The sequence below is a fragment of the Streptosporangium longisporum genome, assembly GCF_039534895.1.
GTDB lineage: Bacteria > Actinomycetota > Actinomycetes > Streptosporangiales > Streptosporangiaceae > Streptosporangium > Streptosporangium longisporum.
Genome location: NZ_BAAAWD010000029.1, coordinates 174,469 through 198,553, shown reverse-complemented (window position 1 = coordinate 198,553; position 24,085 = coordinate 174,469). Strand labels below are relative to the sequence as shown.

Genomic DNA, 24,085 nt, shown 5'->3' with positions numbered 1-24,085 from the left:
CACCGGCTTGGTCAGGCCCGCGACCGGCTCGACCGTGAGCCCCGGCCCGGCGGCCCGGCCAGCCTCGTTCCCCGCCCCGTTCCCCGTCCCGGCACCGGCCGCCTGCGGCAGCAGGCAGGCACCGCCCACCCCGCTGACGACGGCCAGCATGAGGGCCGTTCTCCTCCATCGCCGCATGTCGCTCCTCCCCTCGGCCGGCAGCGCGCGGCGTACCGGCGGCGCACGGGAGAACGACGGCGTACGGCCCCGCCCGGGGCACGCGTCCACCCGGGGGCACGGCCGTTTCACGTCCGGCGCAAGCCCCCGCGCACGGCGCACGGCGCCCTCAGGCGCCTTCACCGCGACTCTGGCGCGGACCGGCCGGGCCCGTCACCCCCTGCCCGCCCCTACCGCCCCCGGGATGTCCGCACCGGGGCGGCCCACCGGCCTCCGTGCCCGTACGGGCGAGGCGGGCGGGAGGGTGGATCACTCGCCGAGGAGCGCGTCCACGAAGACCTCGGGGTCGAACGGGGCCAGGTCGTCCGGGCCCTCGCCGAGACCGACCAGCTTGACCGGGACCCCCAGCTCGCGCTGGACGGAGATGATGATCCCGCCCTTGGCGGTGCCGTCGAGCTTGGTCAGCGCGATGCCGGTGATGTTGACCACCTCGGCGAACACCCGGGCCTGGCGCATGCCGTTCTGGCCGGTGGTGGCGTCCAGGACGAGCAGCACCTCGTCCACCGTGGCCTTCTTCTCGATGACGCGCTTGACCTTGCCGAGCTCGTCCATCAGGCCGGTCTTGGTGTGCAGCCGTCCGGCGGTGTCGACGATGACCACGTCGGCCTTCTCCCGGATGCCCTCGGCGACGGCGTCGAAGGCCACCGAGGCCGGGTCGCCGCCCTCGGGACCGCGCACCACCCCGGCCCCGACCCGGTCGCCCCAGGTCTGGAGCTGGTCGGCCGCGGCGGCGCGGAACGTGTCGGCCGCCCCCAGCACGACCTTGCCGCCGTCACCGATGATGACGCGCGCCAGCTTGCCGGTCGTGGTGGTCTTGCCGGTGCCGTTGACGCCGACCACCAGGACCACCGCCGGGCGCTCGCCGTGCGGGGCGACGTGCAGCGTACGGTCCATGTCGGTGCCGATCTGGGCGAGCAGCTGCTCCCGCAGCAGGGCACGCGCCTCCTCGGGCGTCCGGCTGCCCAGCACCTTGACCCGGGTGCGCAGCTCCTCGACCATCGCCCGGGTCGGCGCCACGCCGACGTCGGCGGTGATCAGGGTCTCCTCGATCTCGTCCCAGGCGTCGTCGTCGAGGCGGTCGCGCGAGAGCAGCACGAACGAGCTCCACAGCGGCCGGTCGCCCACCGAGATCCGCCCCAGCAGCGCCCACTTGACCGCGGAGGCGAGCGCGGCGGCGACCACCCCGCCGCCCAGCACCCCGGCCCCGGACAGGACCGCCGCCACCGCGAAGCCGTACGTTGCGGCCAGCCACTCCAGCCACGCGGCGACGAGCACCGTCAGGGCCACCGCGCACATCACCGGCACGACGCGGCACACCTCGACCGCGGCGCGGGCGACCCGCAGGCGCACCGGGGGCTCGTAGGTACGGCTCCGGTCGCCCTCCTCGGCCGCCCGGCGCAGCTCCACCGGAGGCATGCCCAGGTACGACGAGCCCGCCCTGGCCTTCTTGGGCGTCGCGGACAGCACCGCGACCAGCCCGTCCTTGGGCACCTTGCGCCCGGGGGCGGTCATCCCCGAGTTGCCGAGGAAGGCGCGCTTGCCGATCCGCACGTGGTCGACGCGCAGCCTGCCGCCCTCCAGCTCGTACGGGGCCACCATGGTGTCGTCGGCGAGGAAGGCGCCGTCGCCGACGGAGGTCATCGACGGCAGCGCCAGCACGGTCGACAGCTCCACGTCCCGGCCGACCTTCATGCCCAGGACGCGCAGCCAGGCGGGAGTGAGCGTACTGGCGTACAGCGGGAACAGCCAGACCCGCGCCATCGACATCAGCAGGCCGGTCGCCCACGCCTGCCAGGCCGGGCGGCTGTGCACCGGATGCTGCCCGGCGTGCAGCCCGATCGAGAGCAGCCGTACCGAGACCACGATCAGCAGGGCCAGGGCCGTCGCCGAGACCACCGTGGCCACCGGGACCGCGTACAGGACGGAGGCGAGCGAGGGGGGCGCCGTCGCGCAGCAGCACGGCCAGGCCCGGCACGGCGGCGATCACCGGGTACAGGGAGAGCACCGCGGCGGACAGTCCGTAGACGGCCGCCCAGAGCCGCGAGCGCGGCGGACGCGCGGCGGCCGGCGGGCGGGCCTTGCCGACCCGTCCGGCGGGCACGCCCGCCCAGCGCTCCCCGGCCGGCACCGACCGCGCGACCGCCGAACCCGGCGCGACCTGCGCGTTCTTGCCGATCTTCGCGCCGGGGAACAGGGTGGCGCGGGCACCGACAGTGGCCGAGGCGCCGATCTTGATCTCACCGATGTGCACCCGGTCGCCGTCGATCCAGTAACCGCTCAGGTCGGCCTCGGGTTCCACCGCCGCGCCCCTGCCCAGCTTGAGCATGCCGGTGATCGGCGGCATCGTGTGCAGGTCGGCGTCCTCGCCGATCTGGGCGCCGAGCGCCCGCGCGTAGTGGGTGAGCCAGGGTGCGCAGGCCACCTCGCCACGCCCAGCCGCTCGGAGAGCCGCTCGGCGAACCAGAGCCGCAGGTGCACGCCGCCGCCCCGGGGATGGGTGCCCGGCTCCAGGCCGCGCAGCAGCAGCCGGGCGCCGCCCGCGGCCAGCGCGATCCGCCCGGCCGGGCTGACGAACAGCAGCGCTCCCGCGAGCACCCACCACCAGGAGACGGCGGGCGCCCAGGGAAGGCTCACCACGTTGTTCAGCGCGGCCAGCGCCACCACCCAGCGCAGCGCGCCCACCGTGAGCAGCGGCAGGGTGAGCACCGCCTGGACGATCGCGGCGCGGCGCGGCACCGGCGCGACCGTCCGGCCGGTGGTCACGATCTCCGGCGCGTCCAGCGCCGACAGGTGGGCGTCCAGCGACGGGAGCGTCGGATTGTCGTAGACGTCGCCGACGGTGACCGCGGGGTAGCGCTCCCGCAGCGCCGCGACCAGCCGGGCCGCGGCCAGGCTGGTGCCGCCCTCGGCGAAGAAGTCGCCCTCGGCGCCGCCGAGGACGTCCGTCCAGCGGCCGGCCACCCACGTGTCGACGCCCGGCATCGCGGCGGCCACGGAGCCGCCGGAGCCGTCGGCCCCGCCGAGGCCCCCGGGCGGCGGCCAGGGCAGGGCGTCCCTGTCGATCTTCCCGGAGGTACGGGTCGGCAGGTCGTCCACGACGACGATCCTGGGGACCAGCGCGGCGGGCAGGATCCGCCGGAGGTGTTCCGCGGCCTCCGTCCGGTCGAAGGCCCGGCCCGGGGAACGGCCGGGGGCACGGTCGGAGGCGGGGCCGGAGTCCCGGTCGGAGGTCGGGCCGGAGGCCGGGCCGGACGTCCGGCCGGGGCCCTCGGCGGGGACGACGTAACCGACGAGCACCTGGTGCCCGCCGGCGGTGGTCTTGACCGCCGCCGCGGCCCCCGCGGCCCCGGGCAGCGCCCGCAGGGCCGCGTCGACCTCGCCCAGCTCGATCCTGCGCCCGCCGAGCTTGATCTGCTCGTCCGCCCCGCCCGACGAAGACCAGCCCTTCCGGCTCGGCCCGTACGAGATCGCCGCTGCGGTAGGCGCGCTCCCAGCCCAGCGCGTCCAGCGGGGCGTACTTCTCGGCGTCCTTGACCGAGTCGAGGTACCTGGCGAGCCCGACCCCGCCGATGACCAGCTCACCGGTCCCGCCCATGGCCACCGGCTCGCCGTCCCCGCCGACCACGGCCAGGTCCCAGCCCGCCAGCGGCAGCCCGATCCGCACCGGGCCCTCCCCGGTCAGGGGCGCCGCGCAGGCCACCACCGTGGCCTCGGTCGGGCCGTAGGTGTTCCACACCTCGCGTCCGGGCACGGCCAGCCGCTCGGCCAGCTCCGGCGGGCACGCCTCACCGCCGAAGATCAGCAGTCGTACGTCGTCGAGCGTCTCGACCGGCCAGAGCGCCGCCAGGGTCGGCACCGTCGACACGACCGTGATGCCCATCTCCATCAGCCACGGCCCCAGGTCCATGCCGGTGCGCACCAGCGCCCGTGGGGCCGCCACCAGGCAGCCGCCGTGCCGCCAGGCCAGCCACATCTCCTCGCAGGAGGCGTCGAACGCCACCGAGAGTCCGGCCAGCACCCGGTCACCGGGGCCGATGGGCTCCGAAACCAGAAACAGCTCCGCCTCGGCGTCCACGAACGCCGCCGCGTTGCGGTGGGTCACCGCCACGCCCTTGGGCGGCCGGTGGACCCGGAGGTGAAGATGATCCACGCGTCGTCCTCGGGGGTGGGGCGTCCGTCGCGGTGGTCCTCGGGCCGGGGTACGCCGGGGACGGGACAGGGCGTCCGCGGGGGCGGGCCGCTCGCCGGGGCGTCCGTTCCGGAGAGGCCGGAGGGGGAGGGGCCCGGTGCGGGGTGGGGGAGGATCCTGCCGTCTCACCGACGACCGCGCGGACCCGCGCCTCGCCGAAGACCAGCTCGGCCCGCTCGTCGGGGTCGTCGGCGTCGACCGGCACGTAGGCCGCTCCCGCGGTGAGCACCGCGACGATCGCGACGTACAGGCCGACGGTGCCCGAGGGGATCCGCACCCCGACCCGGTCGCCGCGCCCGATCCCGGCGGCCCGCAGCCGCTGGGCCATCCGCCCGGCCTCGGCCCGCAGGCCGGTGTAGTCCAGGCGGGTCCGCCCGTCGTCGAGGGCGGTCGCGTGGGGGTGACGCCGGGTCGTCTCGTCGAGGACGTCCAGCAACGTCCTGGCCCGTGGCGCGTCGGCCCCCCGGAAGAGCGCTCGCGGTGGCGCGGCGATGTCGGCCGGTGACGAACCCACGGTCTTCCCCCAGGTGGCTACGGCCCCCGATGGGCCCGGAACAGCCTACGTGTCGGGAGGATGGCATCGCCGACGTATCGGTGTACAAAGAGTGAACGACTCCTTTCCCCTCATTGTCTCCCCAGGTCGGAGTGCAGGGACAGTGGCACCTTTTCCGGCATTTTTCCGGTGTTTTCAGGAAAAAGACGCGGGACCGGGCCGATCCGGAGCGTCACCTCCGGCCGGGGTCTGTCCGGGGGCCCGTGGTGTCGTCCGTGCTCGAGGTGCCCGCGATGCTCACGGTGCCCGGGGCGTCGTCCCCGGCCGGCCGCCTTCGGTGATCCTCCTGGACTCCTCGGCCGCCGAGGTGAACACCCCCCTGGCCATCAGCGACGCCTCGGACCTCGCCCTGGCGGCGAACACCTCGGCCCGGATCCCGTGCAGCGCCGTGTCGTCCGGCGCGGCCTGGACGGCCATCTCCGCCAGGTGCCCCGCCAGCCGCTCCCGCCCCGAGGCCAGCGCCCGCAGCGCCGCGTCGCCCAGCAGCCCGGCGCCCCCCGCCAGCTCCGCCACGGCCGCGGCCAGCTCGGCGTCGGGCGCCGGCTTCAGGCGGGCGGGGTTGCCGTCGTACCAGCCGCCGTACAGCCGCCAGATGTTGCGCACCACGAACTCCGGCTCGTCGTAGTGCGGGCGCAGGTAGGGCCGCTCGGCCAGCGTGCGCGGGCGGCCGTACGGCACGCACGATGTCGTCGAGCCTGGCTCCCTCGTTGAGCATGCCCAGGGTGCGCTCGACCATGAACTCCAGCCACTCGGCCGTCTCGGTCAGCGCCTGCTCGACCGGTCGGCACCGAAGATCGGGGCGCCGTGGCTGGGCAGCATGATCTCCGGCCGCAGTGCGGCCATCCTGCGCAGGGCGACCGCCCACTCGCGCGGGTAGCGCTGCGCCTTCTGCGGGTTGCCGCAGTTGGGGGTCACCCAGATGAACAGGTCGCCCGGGAGCAGGATGCGCCGCGAGGGGATCCAGCCGACGCTCGCGTCGTCGGTCTCGCCCTTGGCGTGGAAGAGCTCGATGTGGTCGAGGGACATCTCCTCGCGGTAGGTGACGTCGGGGTGGCGGAACTCGGTGGACCTCGGCAGCCTCGCCGGCCGGGTCGGCGACTGGTTCGGGCAGATGAAAGACGCCGCGATCGGCCGGGCAAACGACCTGATCAACTGGCTGCGCGGTCTGCCCGGCACGATCATGGGGATTTTCAACAACCTGGGCGGCATGCTCGGCACGATCGGCCACAACATGGTCATCGGCCTGTGGAACGGGTTCGTCAACACGTGGAATTCGTTCATGAGCATGCTGGGGAACCTGTTCTCCAACATGGTCAACTGGCTGCGCAGCATCCTCGGCATCGCCAGCCCCAGCAAGGTGTTCGCCGCGATCGGCAAGCAACTCCCCGCGGGCCTGGCTATTGGCATAGACGCGGGGGAGCCGATGGTGGCGGCCGCCACCGAGCGCATGGCCGGGGTCGCGTCCGCGTTCGCGGTGCCCGACGTCGCGCCGGCCGGTGCAGCGTTCGGCGCTGCTTCAGCGGGCGGCCTCGGAGCCGCAGCCGCGGGTGTGAGTACCGGCGGTGGCGGGGTGACGATCCAGGGCGACCTGGTGATGCAGGTCGAGGGTGTGCTGGATCCGTCCCGGCCAGACGCCTACCGGACCCTGCTGGTGCAGCTGCGGAATGGGCTGCGGGACCTGGATCGGGAGGTGTACGCGTGAGCGACCTGATCCTCGGCCGGCTGACCCTTCGGGAGACGTTCGCGCTGTCGGAGACCGTCAACAGCGACGGCGCCCGGGTGATGAGCCTGGAGGGCAAGGAGGTCGCCCCGCTCATCACCCGGGCGGAGCTCCTCGAGCGGATGGAAGGCGCGCTCGGCCTGGTGGGTGCTCTCGTGCCCGCCCGCTGGGCGGAGAAGTCCGAGCGGAACGGCTACTACACGATCACCGACGCGTCCGCGGACTACGTCGACCGGTTCGCCCAGCGGCTGGCGTGGGTCACCTGGAAGTTGTCGCTGCGCCGCCACGGCGCGGACTCCGACGTCGACCTGGAGTCCCGGCTGACCGGGGCCCGGCGCGCCAACGACTTCGGGTTGAGCGGGGAGCGGTGGCATGCGCCGCCGATCGGCCACTACGCGCTGCACACCGGCGCGACCCTGCCGAGCACGATGACCCGGGCCACCACGGACGGGCCGATGACGGTCTACCGGGGCGTGCCTGCCGGGGCGTCGCCGCGGTGGGGATGCGCCGTCGGCGACTACATGCGCGGCCGGGCCCGGATCCTGTCGGCCGGGTGGGAGCGGGTGGGCACCGGCTACCGGGTGGACGCGGCGGGCTGGGAGCTGTCGAACGGCCTGCTGCGGGTGCGGCCCTTGCTGGCGGGCGGCTCGCTGGAGGTGGCGTCGTTCGTCGGCGGGGTGTGGCGGCCGCGGGCGTGGTGGGTGGACGTTGGTGGTACGCAGGTGGCGCGGTGGGAGTCGGCCACCATCCTGCGCAACGACCCGGAGCAGTGCATCGTCCGGCTGGTCGAGCACCGCTCCCCGGTCGGCCGGACCGTCCTGGACCTCACCCTGCGGCGGGGCTCCCGCATCGCGGAGGGGTACGTGCAGCGCGGCGACTCCGGAACCCTGTCGGTCTACCTGGCCACCGCGGAGACGCTGACGGACGGCACCTCGTACGTGGTGCGCACCAGCGACGACGCCGACGGCAACCGGGTGACCGCCGGGTCGGCCCGAAACTTCAACCCGCACGCGAACGGCGGGCTCGTGAAGACCGCGAGCACGGCGATGGACTTCTACCTCGGCACCGTGGCGGGCGGCGGGTCGGCGGTCTCCGGCGACACGGCCATCCACCTGCGGGACCAGTACATCGGGGCGCTGCCGGAAACCACCGCTGCCGTGAGGAGGTGACCGGGTGGCTGTTACCGAGGTGCTGATGGGGCTCGGCGGCTGGGCCGTCCAGCTCAGCGAGGAGACGCCGCGCGAGGTCCTCGACCGGCTGCAGTTCTTCGGCCATGTCGCGCTGGTCCCGGGCCGGGTCAACGTGGCCGAGTACCAGGACGAGCTGCTCACCATGGCCCGCTACGTCGGCGTGCTCACCGGCCGCGAGAGCGAGCATCGCAAGGTCATCAAGGGCCAGGGCATGGCCGTCTGGCTCGGCGACTCCGACGACAAGGGCGAGGTCCTGGAGTCGCCCATCCAGATCACCGGCGCGACCTTCCCCAACGCCATCCGGGCCCTGCTCGGCTCGTCGACCGCCGTGGTGGAGGGCACCCTCTACAGCGCGGCCGGCACCTACACCGGCCGCCACCAGTGGCAGAGCAGGCGCAAAGCCGTCGACTACGTGTGCTCGACCATGAGCTGCGACTGGCGCGTCAACGGCAACGCGACGTTGGACGCCGGGCCGTCCGCCAACCTGTTCAAGGTCACGCCGACCTGCGTCATCGTCCGCGAAGGCGCGGTCGGCCCGGACATGACGCTGACGGGCCTGCCCGGGGACATGGCGCTGGCCCGGGACGTGGAGGACTGGACGAGCCGGGTGGTGCTGCTCGCCGAGGGCGAAGGCGCGTCGGTGGCCACCGCCGGGGTCAACATCCTGTCGAACCCCTACCAGGACCTGCGCGGGCAGCCGGTGCAACGCACCCGCCTGGTCAGCGAGTCCGGGACGGCCACCACCAACGCGCAGGCGCGCGCCCAGCTCCAGCTCAACCGCTTCTCCGGCACCCGCAACGCCATGCAGCTGTCGGCGAAGGACTACGACATCCGCGGCGCGTTCGTCCCGGGTGACTGGGTGTGGGTGTACGACCCCGACTCGGGCCTGTACGACGTCGACAACGAGGTCATCTACCGGGGCCAGCGGATCAACCCGATCCGGCTGCGCGCCGTCGAGGCCTCGTGGCCGGTGGCGGAGGGGATGACGGTCGGCTACCGGCACCAGGACGGCACCTGGCTGGACCTCACCCCGTACGTGCTGTGGGAGAGCGGCGCCACGTCCGTGGTCGTCGGCGAGCTCAACCGCGCCCTGACGAACTCCGGTGGCGAGCCGGTCGGGCCGCGGCCGACCCCGGACGCCACCGTGCCGGGCCAGGTCTCGTGGGTGTTGCCGTTCGAGACCAGCGTCTACCTGGATGCGCTCGGCGGCACCCGGGCGAACATCATGGTGAGCTGGGATACCCCGCTCAACGAGGACGGCAGCACGATCCTCGACGGTGACCACTACGAGATCCGCTACGACGTGTCGCCGGCGACGAGCTGGCGGATGGCGTACGCGGCGTGGGGCGATACCCAGGTCGTCGTCGGCGACCTGTCGCCGGGCGTCCTGTACGACTTCGGGATCCGCGCCGTCGACCTGTCCGGCAACGCGGGCGAGTGGAGCGTCACCGAGTCGGCGACCGCGCACCCAGACACGATCCCGCCAAGCACGCCGGCCGCCCCCGTGGTGGCCGGATCCTCCCTCGCCCTGCAGGTGCGACACGAGCTCGGCAAGGCGACCGGCGGGGTGTTCAACCTCGAACTCGACTTGTCGCACCTGGAGATCCACGTCGGCGATTCGTCGGGCTTCACCCCGGACGAGACGACGCTCAAGGGGCAGGTGGCGGCCACCGCGGGGATGATGCAGGCGGAGATCGCCGCCGTGGGCACGGTCGAGGTGGAGGAGACGACCACCCGGTGGGTGCGGGTGGTCGCCGTCGACCAGGCCGGCAACCGGTCGGCGGCGAGCGCCGCGGCGTCGGCGACAGCGCTGCTGGTCGACTCCGCGCACATCAGCGACTTGACCGTGACCAAGGTGACCGCGGGCACGATCAGCTCGAACTGGCTGATCGGCGCCAGTATCCGCACTGCGTCGTCCGGGCAGCGGGTGGAGCTCAACGCCACCGGCCTGCACGGCTACAACGGCGGCGGCACCGAACTCGTGTCGCTGCTCAACGACGGCAGCTTCACGTTGCGGACGGCCGCGTCCGGGGCCCGGGTGGAGGTCAACGCGGGCGGCATCGGTGTCTGGAACTCCGGCGGCGTGCAGACGGTGGCGCTGGAGGCCGGCACCGGCGTGTTCTTCATGCGGTCCGGCACGTCCGGGGCCCGGGTGGACCTGAGCACGGTCAGCGGGCTATCGCTGTACGACAACGACGGCGTCAACACCGTGGCACTGAGTCCGTCCGGGTCGTTCACGCTGCGGTCGGACACGTCTGGGGCCCGGGTGGAGCTCAGCACCAGCGGGCTGCGGACCATCGACTCCTCGGGGGTCACGACGGTCGACCTCAACGCCTCCGGCGCCTTCACCCTGCGGTCGGACTCCTCAGGCGCCCGCGTGGAGTTGGACGTGAACGGGCTCCGCGGATACTCGTCCGCCGGCCAGACCTTCAAACTCGACGCTGCGACCGGCGACGTTGACATCGTCGGCCGCCTGACGAGCACGGTCAGCAGCAGCGCCAAAAGGTTGGTCATCAACCCGATCGGGGCGGATCCGGAGATCCGCATGTACGAGGACGCGACGCGCTACCACTATTTGACCTCGTACGCCGCCGAGGGCACCTTGCAAATCGGCAGCGTGACGTCGTCCAACCGGAAGTACACCGTCAGCCTCTCGCCTGGCGGCGACAACTACATCGGGATCGTCGACGGAGTTGGCACTACCGCGATCGCCGGCATCCGGTTCACCAGCGACGGCTACACCAACGTCGTAGGTGCGGGGCTCACCGGCAGCAGCGGCGGCCCCCTGAATTTCAGGGTGCAATCCGCTCCCGGCGATGGAATGTTCCGTTGTTTCTGGAACGGCAGCGATATTCAGTTTGTTAGAAACGACATCAACTTTGTCGTAAAAACATTCATCATCGATCACCCGCAGCATCCGGACCGGTACCTGGTGCACGGCGTCACCGAGAGCCCGCACAACGGCGTCGAATACTGGGGCACCGCGACGCTCGACGAGGACGGCCAGGCGGTGGTCGAGTTGCCTAGCTACTTCGAGGCGCTCACCCGGGCCGACGGGCGGGCGGTGCTGCTGTCCTGCCTCGACGTGCCGGGCGAGGCGGCGGCCACCTACCCGGACGGCGGCCGTTTCCACATCACCGGCCCGCCGGCCCGCCGGGTCGGCTGGCTGGTGAAGGCGATCCGCGCCGACGTGCCGCCGCTGCTCGTGGAGCCGCGCCGCACCGAGGTCGATGTGCACGGCGACGGCCCCTACCGCTACTACACAATGAGGACCTGATGGACAAACCCCAAGTCCCCACCACCGCAGTGCTCGAGGTGGTAACGAGGCAGCGCAACACCGTGATGGACGAGAACGCACGCCTGCTGGCCTTCGCGGAGGACCTGATGGCCCAGCGGGACGCGCTCGCCGAGCGGCTGCGCGCGATCGAGGGCGCCCAGCCGGTGGATTCCGACGCGGCGGGAGGCCGTTAGGAGAGCGTCCACTCGCCCTTCTGCTGGCCGAACATCACCCCGAACTGGAGTTTCACCGCCTTCGCTGTGGAGGGCACCTCGAACAGGATCAGCCCCTTGCGGGCATCGCCGCGGTTCACGGTGACCAATCCGCTGAACGCGACTCCCTCCGTTACCTCGGCGAACGTCGGCCGATGCTGCTGGCCCTCGGCGTCGATCAGCGCGCCGCCGGCGCTCGGCGAGTCGGTGTACACCTGTTGGCCGACGTTCTTCAAGGTCAGTTCGACGGCGACGTAGCGGCTACCGGCTTTCGGCTTTACGTACGGGTTGTTCGACGTTGCGTTGTCGATGACCCGGTTGAGGGTGACGGCGACTTCAACACCCGGCTGCAGCCCTTTGAGGGTGAGCGTCTCGCCGACCTTCCCCACGGGTGGTGCTTGTTCCTGCGCCACCGGCGGTGTGCTCGCGGTCGGGGCTGGCAGCGGGGTGAACTGCGGCGCGTCCTGTCCGCCGCAGAGTTTGGCCGCTCGCCGCTCCTGCACGATCTGGTCGACGGTCTTGGACTGGTATTCCTTCTGCTGGTCGGCGGGGAGCACGTACCGCCACGCTTGTCCCTGGTAGAGGAAGTCGTAGGTGAACGCCGCGATCAGCCGGTTGGCCTGCACTTTCGCGGTGTCGCCGTTGACGGTGACCGAGGTGATCGTGAACCGCACGTTCTGTGCGATCTGCGGGCACTGCTCGAACATGGTCACGTAGTCGTCGCGCGACATCAGGGTCTGCGATTGGGCTGCCCAGTGATCCCAGAACTCGCCGTAGGAGCCGGCGGCGTAGAGGTCGAAAACCTGCTGGGCGGCTGCTCGTGCCCCGGCTTCGTTGTGCTCTTGCGCTGGTAGGTCTGCTGCGGCTACTTCGATTCTGTCGGGGGCCCCGGTGTTTGGGCTGGTGGGGCCGAGCACGATGAGGGTCGCGGCGACGGCGATGCCGAGCAGGGTGACGACGCCGAGCACGACGACTACCACGGAGAGGGCGGATCCGCCGCGCGGCTGCGGGTGGTGGTACTGGTCGTGCGGCTGCTGGCCCTGTGGGTGGTACGACACGGCGTCTCCAGAGTCGGGGGGTGCGTGTGTGACGCCCGGGGTGTGCTGCCGGGTTACTGCTGGCCGGATCCGGCCACCGAATCTTGCCGTCCGCGCCCTGCGGTGGACGGTTTCCCCCGACCTTGAGAGGTGGGATATGGCGCTGCCTCGGCGTGAGTACCTGAGACACAATCCCTTCGGCAGCTCGGCGGCGGTTGGCGCCGTCGTGCTCGGCAGCCTGGGCGCGATCCTGGGCGATGACGTTTCCGAGGGCATGACCCTCAGCCTGCACGCCACCGGCACCGTCATGGCACACCTGTGGGGGGCCACGTTCGCCGTCGGCGGCGTCCTCAAGCTCTACGGGTTGTACTGGGGTCGCTCCACCATGGAAATTCCCGGCCTGTGGCTGATGAGCGCCGGATACGCCTTCTACGGGATCACCGTCGTCACAGGCTTGGGCATCGGTGGCCTCGCGGCGGGAATCCTCGCCACCGTCCTGGCTGTCGGCTGCCTATTCAAGGTCCGCAGCATCATGCGACGGGCCCGCATCGTGGTCCGCCAGAACGATGCGGAGGCCGAATGACCTGGGCTGACGCCGCGGTCTTCATCGCCCAGGGGATCGTGGGCGGCGGCATCGTCCAGGCGTTCATCGCGATCACCAAGCGGCGGAGCGAGCTGCGCCAGCTCGACCGGGGAACCGACTCCGTCATGGTCGAGACCGCTTCAGGTGTGGTCACGATGCTGCGCACCGAGCTGGAGTCCGCGAAGAGCGAAAACGCGACGCTCGAAGCGAAGCTCGCGGACCAGCAAGCGAAGCTCGCGGACCAGCAGCGCCAGATCCATCTCCTCGGCGAACGGATCAGCGAGTTACGCACCGACCTGGTCATCGCGAAGGCCGAGATCCACCGACTACAGGACGGACAGGAGCAGATGCCATGACGACGATGGTCACCCGCGCAGGATGGCGCGCCCGCCGTCCGACCAGCTCCTACACGCAGCTGCCCCGGGCGCGCGGGGTGAAGGTGCATTACACCGGCGGCTACGTTTCGCCCAAGATCGTGGACGATCACGACATCTGCCTGGAGCTGATGAGGACGTTCCAGCGTCAGCACATCGACGCCAACGGGTGGAGCGACTTCGCGTACAACCTGGCGGGATGCCCGCACCGCCGCCTGCTGGAGGGGCGCGGCTTCGGCGTCATGTCGGCGGCGAACGGCCCCGGCCTGAACGACGACCACTACGCGATCCTCGCCCTCGTCGGCAGCTCCGGCTTCACCCAGCCCACCGACGACCTGCTGCATGCGGTCCGCGACGGCATCGAGCTGCTGCGCAAGCACGGCGCCGGCACCGAGATCAAGGGCCACCGCGACGGCTACTCGACCAGCTGCCCGGGCGGCCCGCTGTACGCATGGGTACGGAAGGGGGCGCCCCGCCCGCGGGAGGCGCCGGCGAAGCCGAAGCCGCCGAAGCCCGTCAAGGTGGTGTGGGACGGCGACGTTCCCCGTTGGCCCGGCCGGGTCCTGAAGCACGTCGGGGGCGCGATGATGCGCGGCGAGGACGTCCGGGTCTGGCAGGACAAGATGGCCCGCCGCGGCTGGAAGCTCGATGTCGACGGGGTGTTCGGCGAGCAGTCCGCGGATGTGGCCCGCGGCTACCGGCGCGCGACCGGCCTGCCCGCCGGTGACACCGTGGACAAGGCCACCTGGGCGATGACGTGGTCGTGGACGCCGCCGCCTGAGAAGTCGGCGTGATCGAAGCGGCCCTGTTGCAAGCGCTGATGAGACGCACCGACCCGCACCGCCCGGAGCTCCACATCGACCGCTCCCCAGGCCCGCCGCGGCGGCGGGACCCTCCACCACCCCGAGCCCGCCGGCCGGGGTTTTTTCATGCCCTCGTCCGGGCGCCGATCCGCTGGAGGTCACCCCCTATGCCCTTACCCGACCGCGCGCAGGCGCGGGCCGCTGCCATCCACGCCGCCGCGGTGCTGCACGGCCCGCTGGCCCTGTTGTCGGGCGTAGACCGCGCCGTCACGGAGCGAGCCGCACAGGAGAGCATCCGCCGCATCGCGGACGGCCTGGCCGCCTACGTGCTCGGCACCCACAGCCTCTCTCTCATCCCGGGCCCCGTCGTCGACGAGGCCACCACCGTGCCGACCGGCACACCCCACAGAGAAGGAATCACCATGACGCAGATGAACACCGGCCACCAGGTCTCCCTCGCCATCAACGCGCAGGACGCCGCCGGCTTCCCCACCACGCCGAACGTGACCTGGACAATCGACAACCCGGCGGTGGCGGAGCTGCGGGTGTCGGAGGACGAGCAGACCTGCACGATCGTGTCCGGCGCGCCCGGCTCGGCGACGGTGACGGTCACGATCGAGGACGAGCACGCCGAGGGTGCGGAGCCGCTGTCGGTCACCCACGCCGTGGACGTCGTGCCTGCGGGGACGGCGACGATCGAGCTCGTGGCGGGCCCGGTCGAGGCTGAGACGTCGGCGTCGGGCGAGGGCGACGTCACCCCCGAGGGCGTGTGATGAGCCTCCACGAGGGGCCCGGCGCGCAGCCTGCGCGGGTCGAGGCGAAGGTGAAGTGGGCGACGCTCGGCGCCTACCTGGGGTCGGTGGCCGCGCTCGGCGTGCTGCAGGCCGTCAACGCGGACCTGTCGCTGATCGATTTCTGGCCGGACTGGTTGGAGACGATCGTGGTGCCGCTGATCCCGACGGCGATCACGGCGGTGTCGGGGTTCATGGCCCGGCACACGCCGCGCCCGGACCTGCCTGCCGCGCAGCGATAGCCGCTGCTGGAGCCCCCGTCGTCTTCGGACGGCGGGGGCTTCTTCGCGTGCCCGGCCCGGGCATACTGGCGTGGTGGGGCCTCTGACGTGCGGCCGTACCGACGGGGTCCCACACCTTGATCATGAGACGCCCCGCTCTCCTTCGGGAGGGCGGGGCGTTGTCGTCGTCGAGGGAGTCGGCTCGTAGGATCGCCCCGGTACCGCACCGTCTGGGGGAGAGATGGCCGACTACGAGTTCCCGCCCGATCTGATCGAAGCGCAGCGCGCCTACGACGAGGCTGACCGCCGCGTCCAGGAGGTGACGGACGCGCTGCCGTCCACGCAGGAGGTCATGGAGGGGGCCATGACCGACGAGCAGCAGGAGCAGTTGGCAGAGGTGCGTGAGGCCCGGTTGGTCGCGCTGGAGACGATGAACCGGCATCCCTGGTGGGGGCAGCAGCGCGACCGGTACGCCGCCAAGATGGCCCTGCTGAAAGCCGCCCGAGGCTGATCTTCACGAGGATGTCAGGCCCCACGCTCTCAGTTGACGATGCCCCTACTGCCAGCGCAGCCACGCCGGAGGGTCATCCAAGTCGATCGGTGTGACATCGTCGGCGGGGAGCGCGGCAAGGTCGCCAAGCAGCGATCGGCCGTCCGCGAGGACGACCATCAGGTCAAACGCCGCGACGTCAGACGCTCCTTCGTGTGCCTGCTGATGGATGTGTGGGCCATCCAGGTAGAAAGCCCCGGAGTCGAACTGGTCAAGGCTGGCCTTGACCGTGGGGATAGGGCCCTCGACGAGGGATCCCCCCAGCGCGCCGAGCCCGTGGTGGCCCCTCAACACATCGAACATGTACTGCAACTGCCTGCACTCCCTCGCGGTGAGCTCCTGCGCAATTACGGAGCTGGCCACTCCTTGCACTATCCGACAGAACGCCGCCTGCTCATCGAAACTCACCGGCCGAGGCGGCGAGTCGCCAACCTTCTTCGCTGATCCGCGCATCACCTCTGCAGGCTTGTCTACCTGGAACCTTCGGTGAACTATGCAGTTGCGCATTTCCGCCGTATTCGAATAGATCGCGACTGTTCGTTCCCAGAGTTTCGGTTCTCCGGAGAACGGTGCGGGACTCGGCGCGCTGGCCAGCATGGCCAGCTTGTTTTTGACCTGCATGCCCTTCCCGGTTGAGTGGCCGATGACGCCTTCAATGAGCAGGTCGAGAACTTTCCACGCTGCCCCGAAGATCAGGGGGCGGATATCGAACTCGGCAGACTTACTTCCACCGCCTGGAGAAGGGACATGGGCTTTAAGTCCGATCGCGCCCACTGCGACCCCGATATCCCGACGGCCCCGCCGGGTCGCGTCGATGATTGCTCCTGTCGCTGCACGGGCGATGAGGGGGTAGGCGGTGTCGAGGACGAACCGTTCGTATTCGGTTCTCTGCTCAAAGTCTGTGGATGAGAACGTCATGCGTGCCTCCGGTCTGGGGTCGGTGTGGCGGTCCGGACCCACCCTCGCGGGGGCCGGACCTCGAAGATCACTGCGCGTATCCGACGTATCACGCATCACTCCGGTTGCCACGTATAACGGACTGGCATAACGAGAGCTGGCGACCGAGCCGATTCGCCCCCGCCCCCGGGAGTCCTCCCCGTACGCTAGCCCCGGTACGGCCCCCTCCCCTGGGGACGCTGCAGCTGAACCACGAAAAAGCCCCGTCGCTCTCCTCCAGAGCGGCGGGGCTTCTTCATGTTCGTCTACCGGTCGAAGTCCGGCGGGGTCGCGGCCCGAAGGAGCGGTTCCAGCACCTCACGGTGCGGGCCCAGCGTCTCCAGGACTCGGTCCAAGGCCCAGTCGGGCATCGGATCGTCGGGCAGGTCGGGCAAGGGTGAGGTCATGGGGCCATGCTCACCCGGCGCGGTGATCGGCCGCAGGCAGACAGCAAGACGCCCCCGCCTCCGCAGAGGGCAGGGGCGCCGCGAAGTGCGAGTTCAGTCGTAGATGTAGACCTTGACACCTTTCCGGGAGCCGACGCCGCGCGTTACCTCGACCAAGCCACGTCCCGCCAGCACCGTCCCGCTGGGGAGTTCAACGCGCACCTGCTGACGTCCGACGTGGATGCCGCCGCTGTCGCCGACGATCCAGCCGAACACTTGGCGGACCCCTGGGCCGGGCGTCGCCCATTCGTTGTCCATGCGCAGCACTGTGACCCCGCCGGAGCCGTCGATCAGGCGGCCGCCCCCCAAGGTGGAGCCCGCCGCCCAGGGAGGCGAGGCAAGGGGTGCGGCCTCTTCGAGCACGGCCGCCAGGGCAGCGGCGACGGTAGCGGCCGAGGCGTCGGCCACGATCCGGTCGTCGTGGCCGATCAGAGTGGCCTGCACGTACGGCCCCCACCCGGGATCGATCATCGCGCCGGTGTCGTCGACGGTGGCCGCTTCGCCGTCCATCCGCAGGGTGAGGGCGTGGCCGCCGGCCAGTAGCCGGTCGAGCGGAGTGAGATCCATGTCTGCCTCCTGGGTGAGGGGGGTGGTGTGAGCGTACGGCGGGTCGGTAACAGCCCGCTGCGATGCGGCTACTCGTCGACGGGTAGCCCCTCGATGGCGGCACGGCGCTCGTCCTCCGTCGGCAGGGCGTACCGGCGGGCGGTCTCGACGCTGTGGCCGAGCGTTTCGGCGATGACCACGATGTCCTGGCCCTGTCGCCTCATGTTCGTCCCGAGCGTGTGCCTCAGCGTGTGAGGGGTGAAGTCCTCGCGGATCCCGGCGGCGTCCGCCAGGCTGACGAGGATGTCGTAGATGCCGCGCGTCGTCAGGCGCCGGCCGCGGGCGTTGACGAACAGCGCCACCTCCCCGTCCGCTGCGGCGCGCTGGGCCATCCATGCCTCCAGGGCGGCGCGCAGGCGGGAGTGGACGAGCACCTCGCGGTAGCGGCCCCCCTTGCCGTAGCGGACGATCAGCGCCCCCTTCCTCGCGGACAGGTGGACGTCGTCGACGTCGAGGGCGGCGAGCTCGGCGATCCGCAGCCCGGCGTAGTAGCCGGTGTAGGCGATGGCGCCGTCCCGGGCGGGTGCGCGCTCGGCCTCACGCACGAACCGGGTCTGAGCGCGCGGGTCGAGGGCGCGGGGGGCGAGCTGGGGCAGGGTGGTGCGCTTGGCCGTGGCGGGGCCGACGCCGAGGCATCGGTTGAGGTCGTCGACGGCGGTGAGGTGGGCGTTGACGGTGGCCGGGCTGCGCTTGGCGACGGTGAGCAGATAGGCGCGGTAGTCGCGGGAGGCCCAGTCCCGGACGGATGGGTCGGTGAGGGGGTTGCCGTCGAGGTCGGCGACGTCCAGCCAGGCGAGGTACTGGCGGATGCGGGACAGGTAGGCGGTGATGGTCTTCGGGGACAGCGGGGTGCCGGGCCGAGTGACCTTCACGCGGTAGGTGGCGAACACCTCGGCGTAGCGATCGGGCAGCCGGGTCGGCAGCGCTCCGGGACCGCGCCGAGGAGCGGACCCACCGCCGTCGTGATCAAGGTCCGTAATATCGGAAGTCGAATCGGTGCCCTGCGAATCCCCAGGAACCGAAGTATCGGAAGCTCCCCCCGGGGACAACTTCTGATACTCACAGGTATCGGAAGTTGCTCCAGCTTCAGCGTGCAGACTCATGACATCCTCTCAAGATCGAGTAGTGGAGACGGAGCGGCCCCGGCGCCGAGGGGGACACCGGGGCCGCCGGGTCAGGGTCAGGTGGACGAAGGGCAAGGCGCGCACGGGCCGGCGAGAGGCACGAATCCCTGCTTGCTCAGCTCTCCGGCGATCTGCACGCCCGTGGTGTCGGCCAAGACCTGGCATGTCTCAACCGCCCAGTCCTTGGGCGTTTCCGCGCCGAGGCGTCGGGCGACGCGCCGACCGTCGCGCACGCGGACGAGCACGGCCTGCCAGCCGAGGTGGTAGTGGTCGATCCAGCCGACGTAGGGCGTATTCAGGTCAATGCTGGCGGGTGGGGCTTGTGCAGTGGTGTGGGTGGTCATGTCCGCTCCTCGCGGTCGTGGGTGGGCTGGCCCGGCCGAGGACGGCCGGGGGGCGCGGGTCAGGCGGAGGCGGGCGCGTGTACGTACATGTAGTCGCGGCCCCGGTTGAACGCGGACGTGTGGTGCTCCTTCGGCTGGCCGTCCCGCCACGCCAGCGTCCGCCCGAGCGCAATCTGAACGCCCTGGATCTCCTTGCTGACCAGCTCCATGCCGTGCATGGAGCCGCGGTCGCGGGCCTGGTCGTACTCCTGGTGGAGCTGGCGGATGTGGGCGACGAGCTGGTCGATGAGCTGCTGGGGGTCGGGGTCGAGCGTGGGGTAGGCGGGCGCGGCCAAGAAGGCGCGCACCTCGTCCCAGCTCGCCAGCAGGACGAGAGGCTCGTGCTGGCGCTTGAAGGAGCGGGCGCCGCCGTGGGCGAACCGCCAGCGGCCGTCGTCGCCGGGAGCCCAGGTGGTGCCCACCTCCCAGGAGTCGGTGGGGTCGCCCGGGTCGGGGATGAGGATCTCGAAGTGGATGGTGTCGCCGCCGGGGGACTCCGCGTAGGTCGGTGACGGGCACCCGTGCATCGGGGAGGCTGCGGCTGTAGTCGATGGCGGCCTGAACGGGCTCTGGAAGCGTGTCGGGCTGGTGGTCGGTGGTGGTCATGTCCGCTCCTCGCGGTGGGTGAGGTCGGCCCCGGCACGCGACGGGATGCCGGGGCCGAGGGGTCAGCGCTCGCGGAGTGCGGCGAAGATCTCGGCCGCCCGCCCCGTGGCGACCTTCTGGCCGTCCTGGTTGATCGGGCCGTCATAGCCCGACTCGCGGATCGTCTTCAGCTCCTGGTACTTGGGGTCGTTGTCAAACAGGCCCATGACGGGCTCCTCTCAGTGGTGGAGCGGGGATGGTCAGTCACTGAGCCAGCCGACCGTCCAGGGGCGGCCGGCGTTGGCGGCCTCCCAGGCGTCGGCGGCGATCTGCTCGGCGATCCGACGGTCGGCCGGGTGCAGTTTCGTGGCGGCCTGCTTGATGCAGCGGGCGGCCTGCTCGGCCTCCTCGGGGCACATCTCCCAAGAGTCGAGGCGCATCTCGCCGCCCATGTACGTCAGCAGGCCGGCCGCGCCGGTGGAGGAGCGGGCGCCGCGCTTGGTGAGCTTGGCGGCTAGCTCGGCGGAGTAGGTGTAGGAGCGGCTGCCGGTGTGGCGGCCGTAGAAGATGCCCATCGGTCGGTCTCTCCTTCGTCGTGAGGCTGGGAGCTGTTGCTCCGGGCACGAGACCGGCCCCCGCAGGACGGTCCCGCACCCGCACGTCAGCCCTCTTCGTCGCCGGCCAGGAAGGCGTACAAGGCGCGACACCCGTCGAGAAACTGCTCCGGCGTGGGGACGGGGTCCATGCGGCCGCTCACCCGGCCGGAGGTGCCGCCGGCCACGACGTTGGTGTGATGGCGGGTGATGGCGTTTTTACGCAACATCAGGTCCCGGGGGGTGGTGGCCTTCAGGCCCCAGGCGATCAGCGGGGCGGCGGCGGCCAGGACCTCGTCGGCGTTGCCTCGGTTGGCGCGGGGCACCAGGGCGCTGGCGGCGTCCAGGACGGCGGCGCGCAGGCTGTCGCGGCCCGCGCGGATCTCGCTGCGCGTCCGGCGTTCGGCGATGGCCTCGGGGGTGAGGTCGGCGGTGGTGGTGTTCATGCGGGTCTCCCTATGGTGAGGAACGGTGGTCAGGGGCGGGGAGCTGTTGCTCCGGGCACCCGCCCGGCCACCGGCCGGGCGAGCATCCGCAACCTCAGCGCGCTTGCGCGGTGGCCAGGAAGGCGCGGCGGCGCGCGTCGGGGGTGGGGTGGCTGCCGATGATCCAGCCGGCCAGCCGGTAGAGGCGCGACTCCTGGGGGAGGGCGGCCAGGGTCGCGGTGACGATGGCGTGCCCGTCCAGGCCGGCCGCGTTCAGCAGCTGCATTGAGTGGGCGTCGGCCTGGTACTCCTCGCGCCGCTGTTCGCGGGCGGCCAGCAGGTGCGCGCCGATCGCCACCACTAAGGCGACGTCGGCCCACGCCGAGGAGTCGGCGACGATCGCGGCCACGAACGTGCAGATGCCGATCCAGCAGACGTTCTGCCACCAGCTGGCCTGGGTCAGGCCTTGGCTGTGGCCCAGGGCGTGGTGGGCGATCTCGTGGGCGAGCACGCCGCGCAGCCGCGTCTGGTCGGCCAGCAGGTCGGCGCCGAGGGTGATGTGCGCGTCCGGGTCGCAGTGGCTGCCGTGGGCCAGGGCGCCGTCCTCGAGTGCGGGGTCGACGACGACGAGTACGGCCGGGGCGTGCGCGGCGCGGGCCAGCGCGCCGGTGAGCTCCGCCAGGCCCGCCGGCGTCGTCGGGGTGGTCGCGGCGGGGGTCGAGGTGGGGACGAGACGGGTGATTTGCGGGTCCATGACATCTCCTGTTCGGTTACAGCTAGTGATGATCGAAGGGCAGGGCAAAGGTCGGAGAAGGAGCGTGGCGGGGATGGTCCCCGTCGGGGCCGGGGGGGATGGGGGGTCTTGTGGAAGGGGGGGTAGCGGGGCTCAGGGCCCGGATTCCGGGGGGTTCTGACCCGCCCCCCCACCCCCACCACCCCAGCGTTTTCGCTGTTCACTCAGGGTGGGGGGTCCCCGGTGGGGGTCGGGGGGATGGGGGGTCCCCCCCGGGGGAGGCCCCCCGGGGGGAGGCGCGTCAGGCGGCGGGCCAGGCGGCGACCGCGGCGGGCACCTCGATCTCGCCGTGGCCGACACGCTCCGCAGCCGTCTGCAGGGCCACCCGCGCGTACCCGCGCCGCTCCTGGCCGGTGCGGTAGAACTTGTTCGGCAGCGGCCGCACCTCCAGCGGGCGCAGTAGATCGGCCAGCGCCACCGCGTCCCCCTTGCCCTCGGCGGTGCAGATGCCCAGCGCCACGGCGAGCTCCTCGCTGTGCAGCCGCTCGGCGCCCAGCGCGTCGAACGTGGCCAGTGCCCGGCGCAGGATCTCCGGCACCGGCCGAACCTCGGCGGTGGGCCCGGCCGGGGTGGCCGGCCCCTGGACGGGGTGCATCTGCTCAGCGCGCAGACGACCCGAGAGGACCGGGTCGCCCCAGCTGGCGGCGTTGCTGGTCGAGGCGACCGGACGGGTGCCGCGGGCCAGCTCCATCGGGGCGGTCCACGAGGCCGCATCCACGCCGCGGGGCACGACCCTCAGGCGCCGCGGCCCAGCCGGAGCGGCGGGCGAGAACCGAGCGCCGGGAGAAGACGCCTGCGGTTCCTGCTCCAAGCTCTCGTCGACCTCGGCGCTGTCGCGGTCACTGAAAGCGCGCCGCATGCGCTCCAGGCGACTCTCATACGCTGTGCCGGCCGCCTGAGCGGAGGCCTCATCCAGGTCCGGGCGCATTGCCGCGATCGCCAGGGCGGCCTCTTCGACCTGGTCAGGCAGCACGTTGTAGCCGCGGAACGGGCGCGGGGCCGAGCCGTCCAGGGACAAGAACCCGGTGCCCTTGCCGCCGAGCTGGTCCATGCTCAGCTTGCCGCCGACCGTCCAGCCGAACATGTGGGCCAGCTCTTCTGCATCGGGCCCATACATCTGCACCCGCACGCCTGACTGCTTGCGCATGTTGACCGGCACCAGGTCACCGGTCGGCCGTAGAGAAGAGATGATCAGGTTGACCGCTTCGTTGCGGCCGATGTTCTGCAGCTCGCCGATCAGCTTGCCCAGCTCGCGGTCGGCCACGGCGTTGGCGCCTTCGTCGAGGACGATGGTGATCTGCGGCAGGGTCGCGCTGACCGGCAACAGGTTGACGTTGTGGGTTTTCTTGAGCTTGCGGTAGCTGGCCTTGCGGTGCTTGGCGATCGCGATCGCCGCGGCCAGCATCAGCTTGCCCTCGGCCAGGTCCGGCGCGGCCCAGTCGATCGGGCAGCGCTGGACGCGGCCGTTCAGCCACACGTCGATCCACGGCTGGGTCAGGCCGCCGCCGTTGAGGTCGAGGTGCCAGACGATGTTGTCGCGGCAGCGGCCCAAGGCGATGGAGATGACCTGCAACAAGGTGGTCTTGCCCGAGCCGCGCTTGCCCGCGACGAGGGAGGCCTCCTCGCGCACCTCGGCGCCGGCCGGATCGGAGTTGGCGTACTCGCCCAGGACGATCGGCTCCAGGACGGAGCGCGGGCTGTAGTCGGCCGGGTAGAGGATGGTCTGGGCGATGCGGTTGACGGTGGAGACGCGCACCAGCACCTGGCTGCGTCCGGCGCCCTCCACGCCGCGCACCTCCACACTGCACCCATCAGGCAGGTCGGCAGCGGTAGCGAGCGCTTCAGCGCGAGAAGCGATCTGCGGGCGAGTCGCGCCGGTCGGCGGCAAGCTGAGCTGCACGTCGTATCCGGCGCCGTTGTCCCAGGTCCGTACGTCGCTGACGATGACGGCGATGTTGCACACCTGGCGGATGCGCGCCTCCCACTCGGCCGCCAGGCGAGCCGAAGAACGCAGCACCAGGGCGCCGGCGCGAGGCGCCTCAACTTGCCGTCGGGCGGTGATGCGGCCCAGCGGCGCGGTGATGACCGCGCTCAAGGCGCCGATGCCCAGCGCCGCCCAAGTGGTCTGCGACCACGGCGTGTCCACCAGCGTCCAGCTCCACCACGATCCCGCGCCGATCCAGCACGCCAGCCGATACATCAGCGCCGAGGGGGCGAGCTGGCGGTGGGCACTGGTGACGACCGTGCCCACCGCCGCGGCGGCCGTGGCCGCACATCCCCACACCGGCGCCAGGTCGACCGCGTCGCCCACGGTGGCCAGCGCGGCCAGCGCGAGCACGCCCTGCGCGGTCGCCGAGACCGGCCCGCGGGGCTTGAGAGACCAGTCCACCGGCCGGGACTGGCCAGCCTTGGTCTTGGTCTTGGTCGTGGTCTTGGTGTGGGTGCCCACCGTCATCTCCTTTCGTGTGTGCAGGTCAG

At 71.6% G+C, this 24,085-nt stretch carries 26 protein-coding genes and 2 pseudogenes; 10 read left to right on the top strand and 18 right to left on the bottom strand.

Features of this window, described 5'->3' with window-relative positions; all coding sequences use genetic code 11:
• Positions 1–465: 465 nt before the first annotated feature.
• From ftsY to ABD832_RS39465, 6 genes and pseudogenes are all read right to left on the bottom strand, one after another.
• A pseudogene (ftsY, locus tag ABD832_RS39490) lies at positions 466–1,308 on the bottom strand (signal recognition particle-docking protein FtsY); the annotation flags it as partial.
• A 1,185-nt stretch (positions 1,309–2,493) separates the two neighbouring features.
• Complete coding sequence (locus tag ABD832_RS39485) at positions 2,494–3,798, bottom strand: phosphopantetheine-binding protein (protein ID WP_344907129.1); 1,305 nt, start codon at positions 3,796–3,798, stop codon at positions 2,494–2,496.
• 25 nt (positions 3,799–3,823) lie between these two features.
• Positions 3,824–4,291, bottom strand: a pseudogene (locus tag ABD832_RS39480) (AMP-binding protein); the annotation flags it as partial.
• A complete protein-coding gene (locus tag ABD832_RS39475; protein WP_344907126.1) occupies positions 4,239–4,919 on the bottom strand; it encodes an AMP-binding protein in 681 nt (226 codons plus the stop codon). The pseudogene ABD832_RS39480 and the gene ABD832_RS39475, both read right to left, overlap by 53 nt.
• Before the next feature lie 276 nt (positions 4,920–5,195).
• Complete coding sequence (locus ABD832_RS39470) at positions 5,196–5,636, bottom strand: alkyl sulfatase dimerization domain-containing protein (RefSeq protein ID WP_344907123.1); 441 nt, start codon at positions 5,634–5,636, stop codon at positions 5,196–5,198.
• 84 nt (positions 5,637–5,720) lie between these two features.
• The gene (locus ABD832_RS39465) at positions 5,721–5,984 is read right to left on the bottom strand and encodes an MBL fold metallo-hydrolase (protein ID WP_344907120.1); all 264 of its coding nucleotides are present in this window, start codon (positions 5,982–5,984) and stop codon (positions 5,721–5,723) included.
• Between the two features lie 37 nt (positions 5,985–6,021).
• Here ABD832_RS39465 and ABD832_RS39460 point away from each other — a divergent pair, with 37 nt between their 5' ends.
• The 4 genes from ABD832_RS39460 to ABD832_RS39445 are packed head-to-tail and all read left to right on the top strand — an operon-like array spanning position 6,022 to position 11,339.
• Positions 6,022–6,660 carry a phage tail protein gene (locus tag ABD832_RS39460; RefSeq protein ID WP_344907117.1) on the top strand — a complete coding sequence of 213 codons (639 nt, stop codon included), beginning with the start codon at positions 6,022–6,024 and terminating at the stop codon, positions 6,658–6,660.
• The gene (locus ABD832_RS39455) at positions 6,657–7,847 is read left to right on the top strand and encodes a hypothetical protein (protein WP_344907114.1); all 1,191 of its coding nucleotides are present in this window, start codon (positions 6,657–6,659) and stop codon (positions 7,845–7,847) included. Before ABD832_RS39460 ends, ABD832_RS39455 begins: the two co-directional genes overlap by 4 nt.
• Positions 7,848–7,851: 4 nt before the next feature.
• Positions 7,852–11,145, top strand: coding sequence for a phage tail protein (locus ABD832_RS39450; protein WP_344907111.1), 3,294 nt, complete (start codon positions 7,852–7,854; stop codon positions 11,143–11,145).
• Positions 11,145–11,339, top strand: a complete 195-nt coding sequence (locus ABD832_RS39445) for a hypothetical protein (protein WP_344907108.1) — start codon at positions 11,145–11,147, stop codon at positions 11,337–11,339. Before ABD832_RS39450 ends, ABD832_RS39445 begins: the two co-directional genes overlap by 1 nt.
• On the opposite strand, the gene ABD832_RS39440 is transcribed toward ABD832_RS39445, so the two are convergent.
• Positions 11,336–12,415 carry a DUF4352 domain-containing protein gene (locus ABD832_RS39440; protein ID WP_344907105.1) on the bottom strand — a complete coding sequence of 360 codons (1,080 nt, stop codon included), beginning with the start codon at positions 12,413–12,415 and terminating at the stop codon, positions 11,336–11,338. The genes ABD832_RS39445 and ABD832_RS39440 overlap by 4 nt on opposite strands.
• A 136-nt stretch (positions 12,416–12,551) precedes the next feature.
• On the opposite strand from ABD832_RS39440, the gene ABD832_RS39435 reads away from it, so the two are divergent.
• The 6 genes from ABD832_RS39435 to ABD832_RS39410 all read left to right on the top strand — a co-directional run bounded on the left by ABD832_RS39435 (position 12,552) and on the right by ABD832_RS39410 (position 15,677).
• Positions 12,552–12,977, top strand: a complete 426-nt coding sequence (locus ABD832_RS39435) for a hypothetical protein (protein ID WP_344907102.1) — start codon at positions 12,552–12,554, stop codon at positions 12,975–12,977.
• The gene (locus ABD832_RS39430; RefSeq protein ID WP_344907099.1) at positions 12,974–13,333 is read left to right on the top strand and encodes a hypothetical protein; all 360 of its coding nucleotides are present in this window, start codon (positions 12,974–12,976) and stop codon (positions 13,331–13,333) included. The genes ABD832_RS39435 and ABD832_RS39430 overlap by 4 nt, the downstream gene beginning before the upstream one ends.
• A complete protein-coding gene (locus tag ABD832_RS39425; RefSeq protein ID WP_344907096.1) occupies positions 13,330–14,145 on the top strand; it encodes a peptidoglycan recognition protein family protein in 816 nt (271 codons plus the stop codon). The genes ABD832_RS39430 and ABD832_RS39425 overlap by 4 nt, the downstream gene beginning before the upstream one ends.
• Before the next feature lie 176 nt (positions 14,146–14,321).
• Positions 14,322–14,927, top strand: a complete 606-nt coding sequence (locus ABD832_RS39420) for a hypothetical protein (RefSeq protein WP_344907093.1) — start codon at positions 14,322–14,324, stop codon at positions 14,925–14,927.
• Entirely contained in the window at positions 14,927–15,187 is a 261-nt protein-coding gene (locus ABD832_RS39415; RefSeq protein WP_344907091.1) for a hypothetical protein, read from the top strand. The genes ABD832_RS39420 and ABD832_RS39415 overlap by 1 nt, the downstream gene beginning before the upstream one ends.
• 220 nt (positions 15,188–15,407) lie before the next feature.
• Complete coding sequence (locus tag ABD832_RS39410) at positions 15,408–15,677, top strand: hypothetical protein (protein WP_344907088.1); 270 nt, start codon at positions 15,408–15,410, stop codon at positions 15,675–15,677.
• A gap of 45 nt (positions 15,678–15,722) precedes the next feature.
• Here the strand turns inward: ABD832_RS39410 and ABD832_RS39405 are convergent, their stop codons facing one another.
• The 11 genes from ABD832_RS39405 to ABD832_RS39355 form a co-directional block, all read right to left on the bottom strand.
• On the bottom strand, positions 15,723–16,634 hold the full coding sequence (locus ABD832_RS39405) for a hypothetical protein (RefSeq protein WP_344907085.1): 912 nt from the start codon (positions 16,632–16,634) through the stop codon (positions 15,723–15,725).
• Between the two features lie 284 nt (positions 16,635–16,918).
• A complete protein-coding gene (locus ABD832_RS39400; protein WP_344907082.1) occupies positions 16,919–17,059 on the bottom strand; it encodes a hypothetical protein in 141 nt (46 codons plus the stop codon).
• A gap of 93 nt (positions 17,060–17,152) precedes the next feature.
• A complete protein-coding gene (locus tag ABD832_RS39395) occupies positions 17,153–17,665 on the bottom strand; it encodes a hypothetical protein (protein ID WP_344907080.1) in 513 nt (170 codons plus the stop codon).
• A 68-nt stretch (positions 17,666–17,733) separates the two neighbouring features.
• Positions 17,734–18,576, bottom strand: a complete 843-nt coding sequence (locus ABD832_RS39390) for a tyrosine-type recombinase/integrase (RefSeq protein WP_344907077.1) — start codon at positions 18,574–18,576, stop codon at positions 17,734–17,736.
• Between the two features lie 308 nt (positions 18,577–18,884).
• Positions 18,885–19,172, bottom strand: coding sequence for a hypothetical protein (locus ABD832_RS39385; protein WP_344907074.1), 288 nt, complete (start codon positions 19,170–19,172; stop codon positions 18,885–18,887).
• A gap of 59 nt (positions 19,173–19,231) precedes the next feature.
• The gene (locus ABD832_RS39380; protein ID WP_344907071.1) at positions 19,232–19,738 is read right to left on the bottom strand and encodes a hypothetical protein; all 507 of its coding nucleotides are present in this window, start codon (positions 19,736–19,738) and stop codon (positions 19,232–19,234) included.
• 141 nt (positions 19,739–19,879) lie between these two features.
• Complete coding sequence (locus ABD832_RS39375; protein ID WP_344907068.1) at positions 19,880–20,023, bottom strand: hypothetical protein; 144 nt, start codon at positions 20,021–20,023, stop codon at positions 19,880–19,882.
• 33 nt (positions 20,024–20,056) lie between these two features.
• On the bottom strand, positions 20,057–20,371 hold the full coding sequence (locus tag ABD832_RS39370) for a DUF7739 domain-containing protein (protein ID WP_344907065.1): 315 nt from the start codon (positions 20,369–20,371) through the stop codon (positions 20,057–20,059).
• A gap of 86 nt (positions 20,372–20,457) precedes the next feature.
• Positions 20,458–20,835 (bottom strand): hypothetical protein, encoded by a 378-nt coding sequence (locus tag ABD832_RS39365; protein ID WP_344907062.1) that lies wholly within the window; start codon positions 20,833–20,835, stop codon positions 20,458–20,460.
• Positions 20,836–20,929: 94 nt separating this feature from the next.
• Positions 20,930–21,568, bottom strand: coding sequence for a M48 family metalloprotease (locus tag ABD832_RS39360; protein WP_344907059.1), 639 nt, complete (start codon positions 21,566–21,568; stop codon positions 20,930–20,932).
• Between the two features lie 280 nt (positions 21,569–21,848).
• Positions 21,849–24,056, bottom strand: coding sequence for a hypothetical protein (locus ABD832_RS39355; protein WP_344907056.1), 2,208 nt, complete (start codon positions 24,054–24,056; stop codon positions 21,849–21,851).
• Positions 24,057–24,085: the final 29 nt, after the last annotated feature.

Bases quoted from the DNA above. Each gene is read 5' to 3' on its own strand.
- ABD832_RS39410 (WP_344907088.1), top strand. From the start codon at position 15,408: ATGGCCGACTACGAGTTCCCGCCCGATCTGATCGAAGCGCAGCGCGCC.
- ABD832_RS39425 (WP_344907096.1), top strand. From the start codon at position 13,330: ATGACGACGATGGTCACCCGCGCAGGATGGCGCGCCCGCCGTCCGACC.
- ABD832_RS39435 (WP_344907102.1), top strand. From the start codon at position 12,552: ATGGCGCTGCCTCGGCGTGAGTACCTGAGACACAATCCCTTCGGCAGC.
- ABD832_RS39370 (WP_344907065.1), bottom strand. From the start codon at position 20,371: ATGGGCATCTTCTACGGCCGCCACACCGGCAGCCGCTCCTACACCTAC.
- ABD832_RS39385 (WP_344907074.1), bottom strand. From the start codon at position 19,172: ATGACCACCCACACCACTGCACAAGCCCCACCCGCCAGCATTGACCTG.
- ABD832_RS39395 (WP_344907080.1), bottom strand. From the start codon at position 17,665: ATGGATCTCACTCCGCTCGACCGGCTACTGGCCGGCGGCCACGCCCTC.
- ABD832_RS39365 (WP_344907062.1), bottom strand. From the start codon at position 20,835: ATGAACACCACCACCGCCGACCTCACCCCCGAGGCCATCGCCGAACGC.
- ABD832_RS39405 (WP_344907085.1), bottom strand. From the start codon at position 16,634: ATGACGTTCTCATCCACAGACTTTGAGCAGAGAACCGAATACGAACGG.
- ABD832_RS39360 (WP_344907059.1), bottom strand. From the start codon at position 21,568: ATGGACCCGCAAATCACCCGTCTCGTCCCCACCTCGACCCCCGCCGCG.
- ABD832_RS39430 (WP_344907099.1), top strand. From the start codon at position 12,974: ATGACCTGGGCTGACGCCGCGGTCTTCATCGCCCAGGGGATCGTGGGC.
- ABD832_RS39465 (WP_344907120.1), bottom strand. From the start codon at position 5,984: ATGTCCCTCGACCACATCGAGCTCTTCCACGCCAAGGGCGAGACCGAC.
- ABD832_RS39420 (WP_344907093.1), top strand. From the start codon at position 14,322: ATGCCCTTACCCGACCGCGCGCAGGCGCGGGCCGCTGCCATCCACGCC.
- ABD832_RS39415 (WP_344907091.1), top strand. From the start codon at position 14,927: ATGAGCCTCCACGAGGGGCCCGGCGCGCAGCCTGCGCGGGTCGAGGCG.
- ABD832_RS39375 (WP_344907068.1), bottom strand. From the start codon at position 20,023: ATGGGCCTGTTTGACAACGACCCCAAGTACCAGGAGCTGAAGACGATC.
- ABD832_RS39400 (WP_344907082.1), bottom strand. From the start codon at position 17,059: ATGACCTCACCCTTGCCCGACCTGCCCGACGATCCGATGCCCGACTGG.
- ABD832_RS39445 (WP_344907108.1), top strand. From the start codon at position 11,145: ATGGACAAACCCCAAGTCCCCACCACCGCAGTGCTCGAGGTGGTAACG.
- ABD832_RS39380 (WP_344907071.1), bottom strand. From the start codon at position 19,738: ATGCACGGGTGCCCGTCACCGACCTACGCGGAGTCCCCCGGCGGCGAC.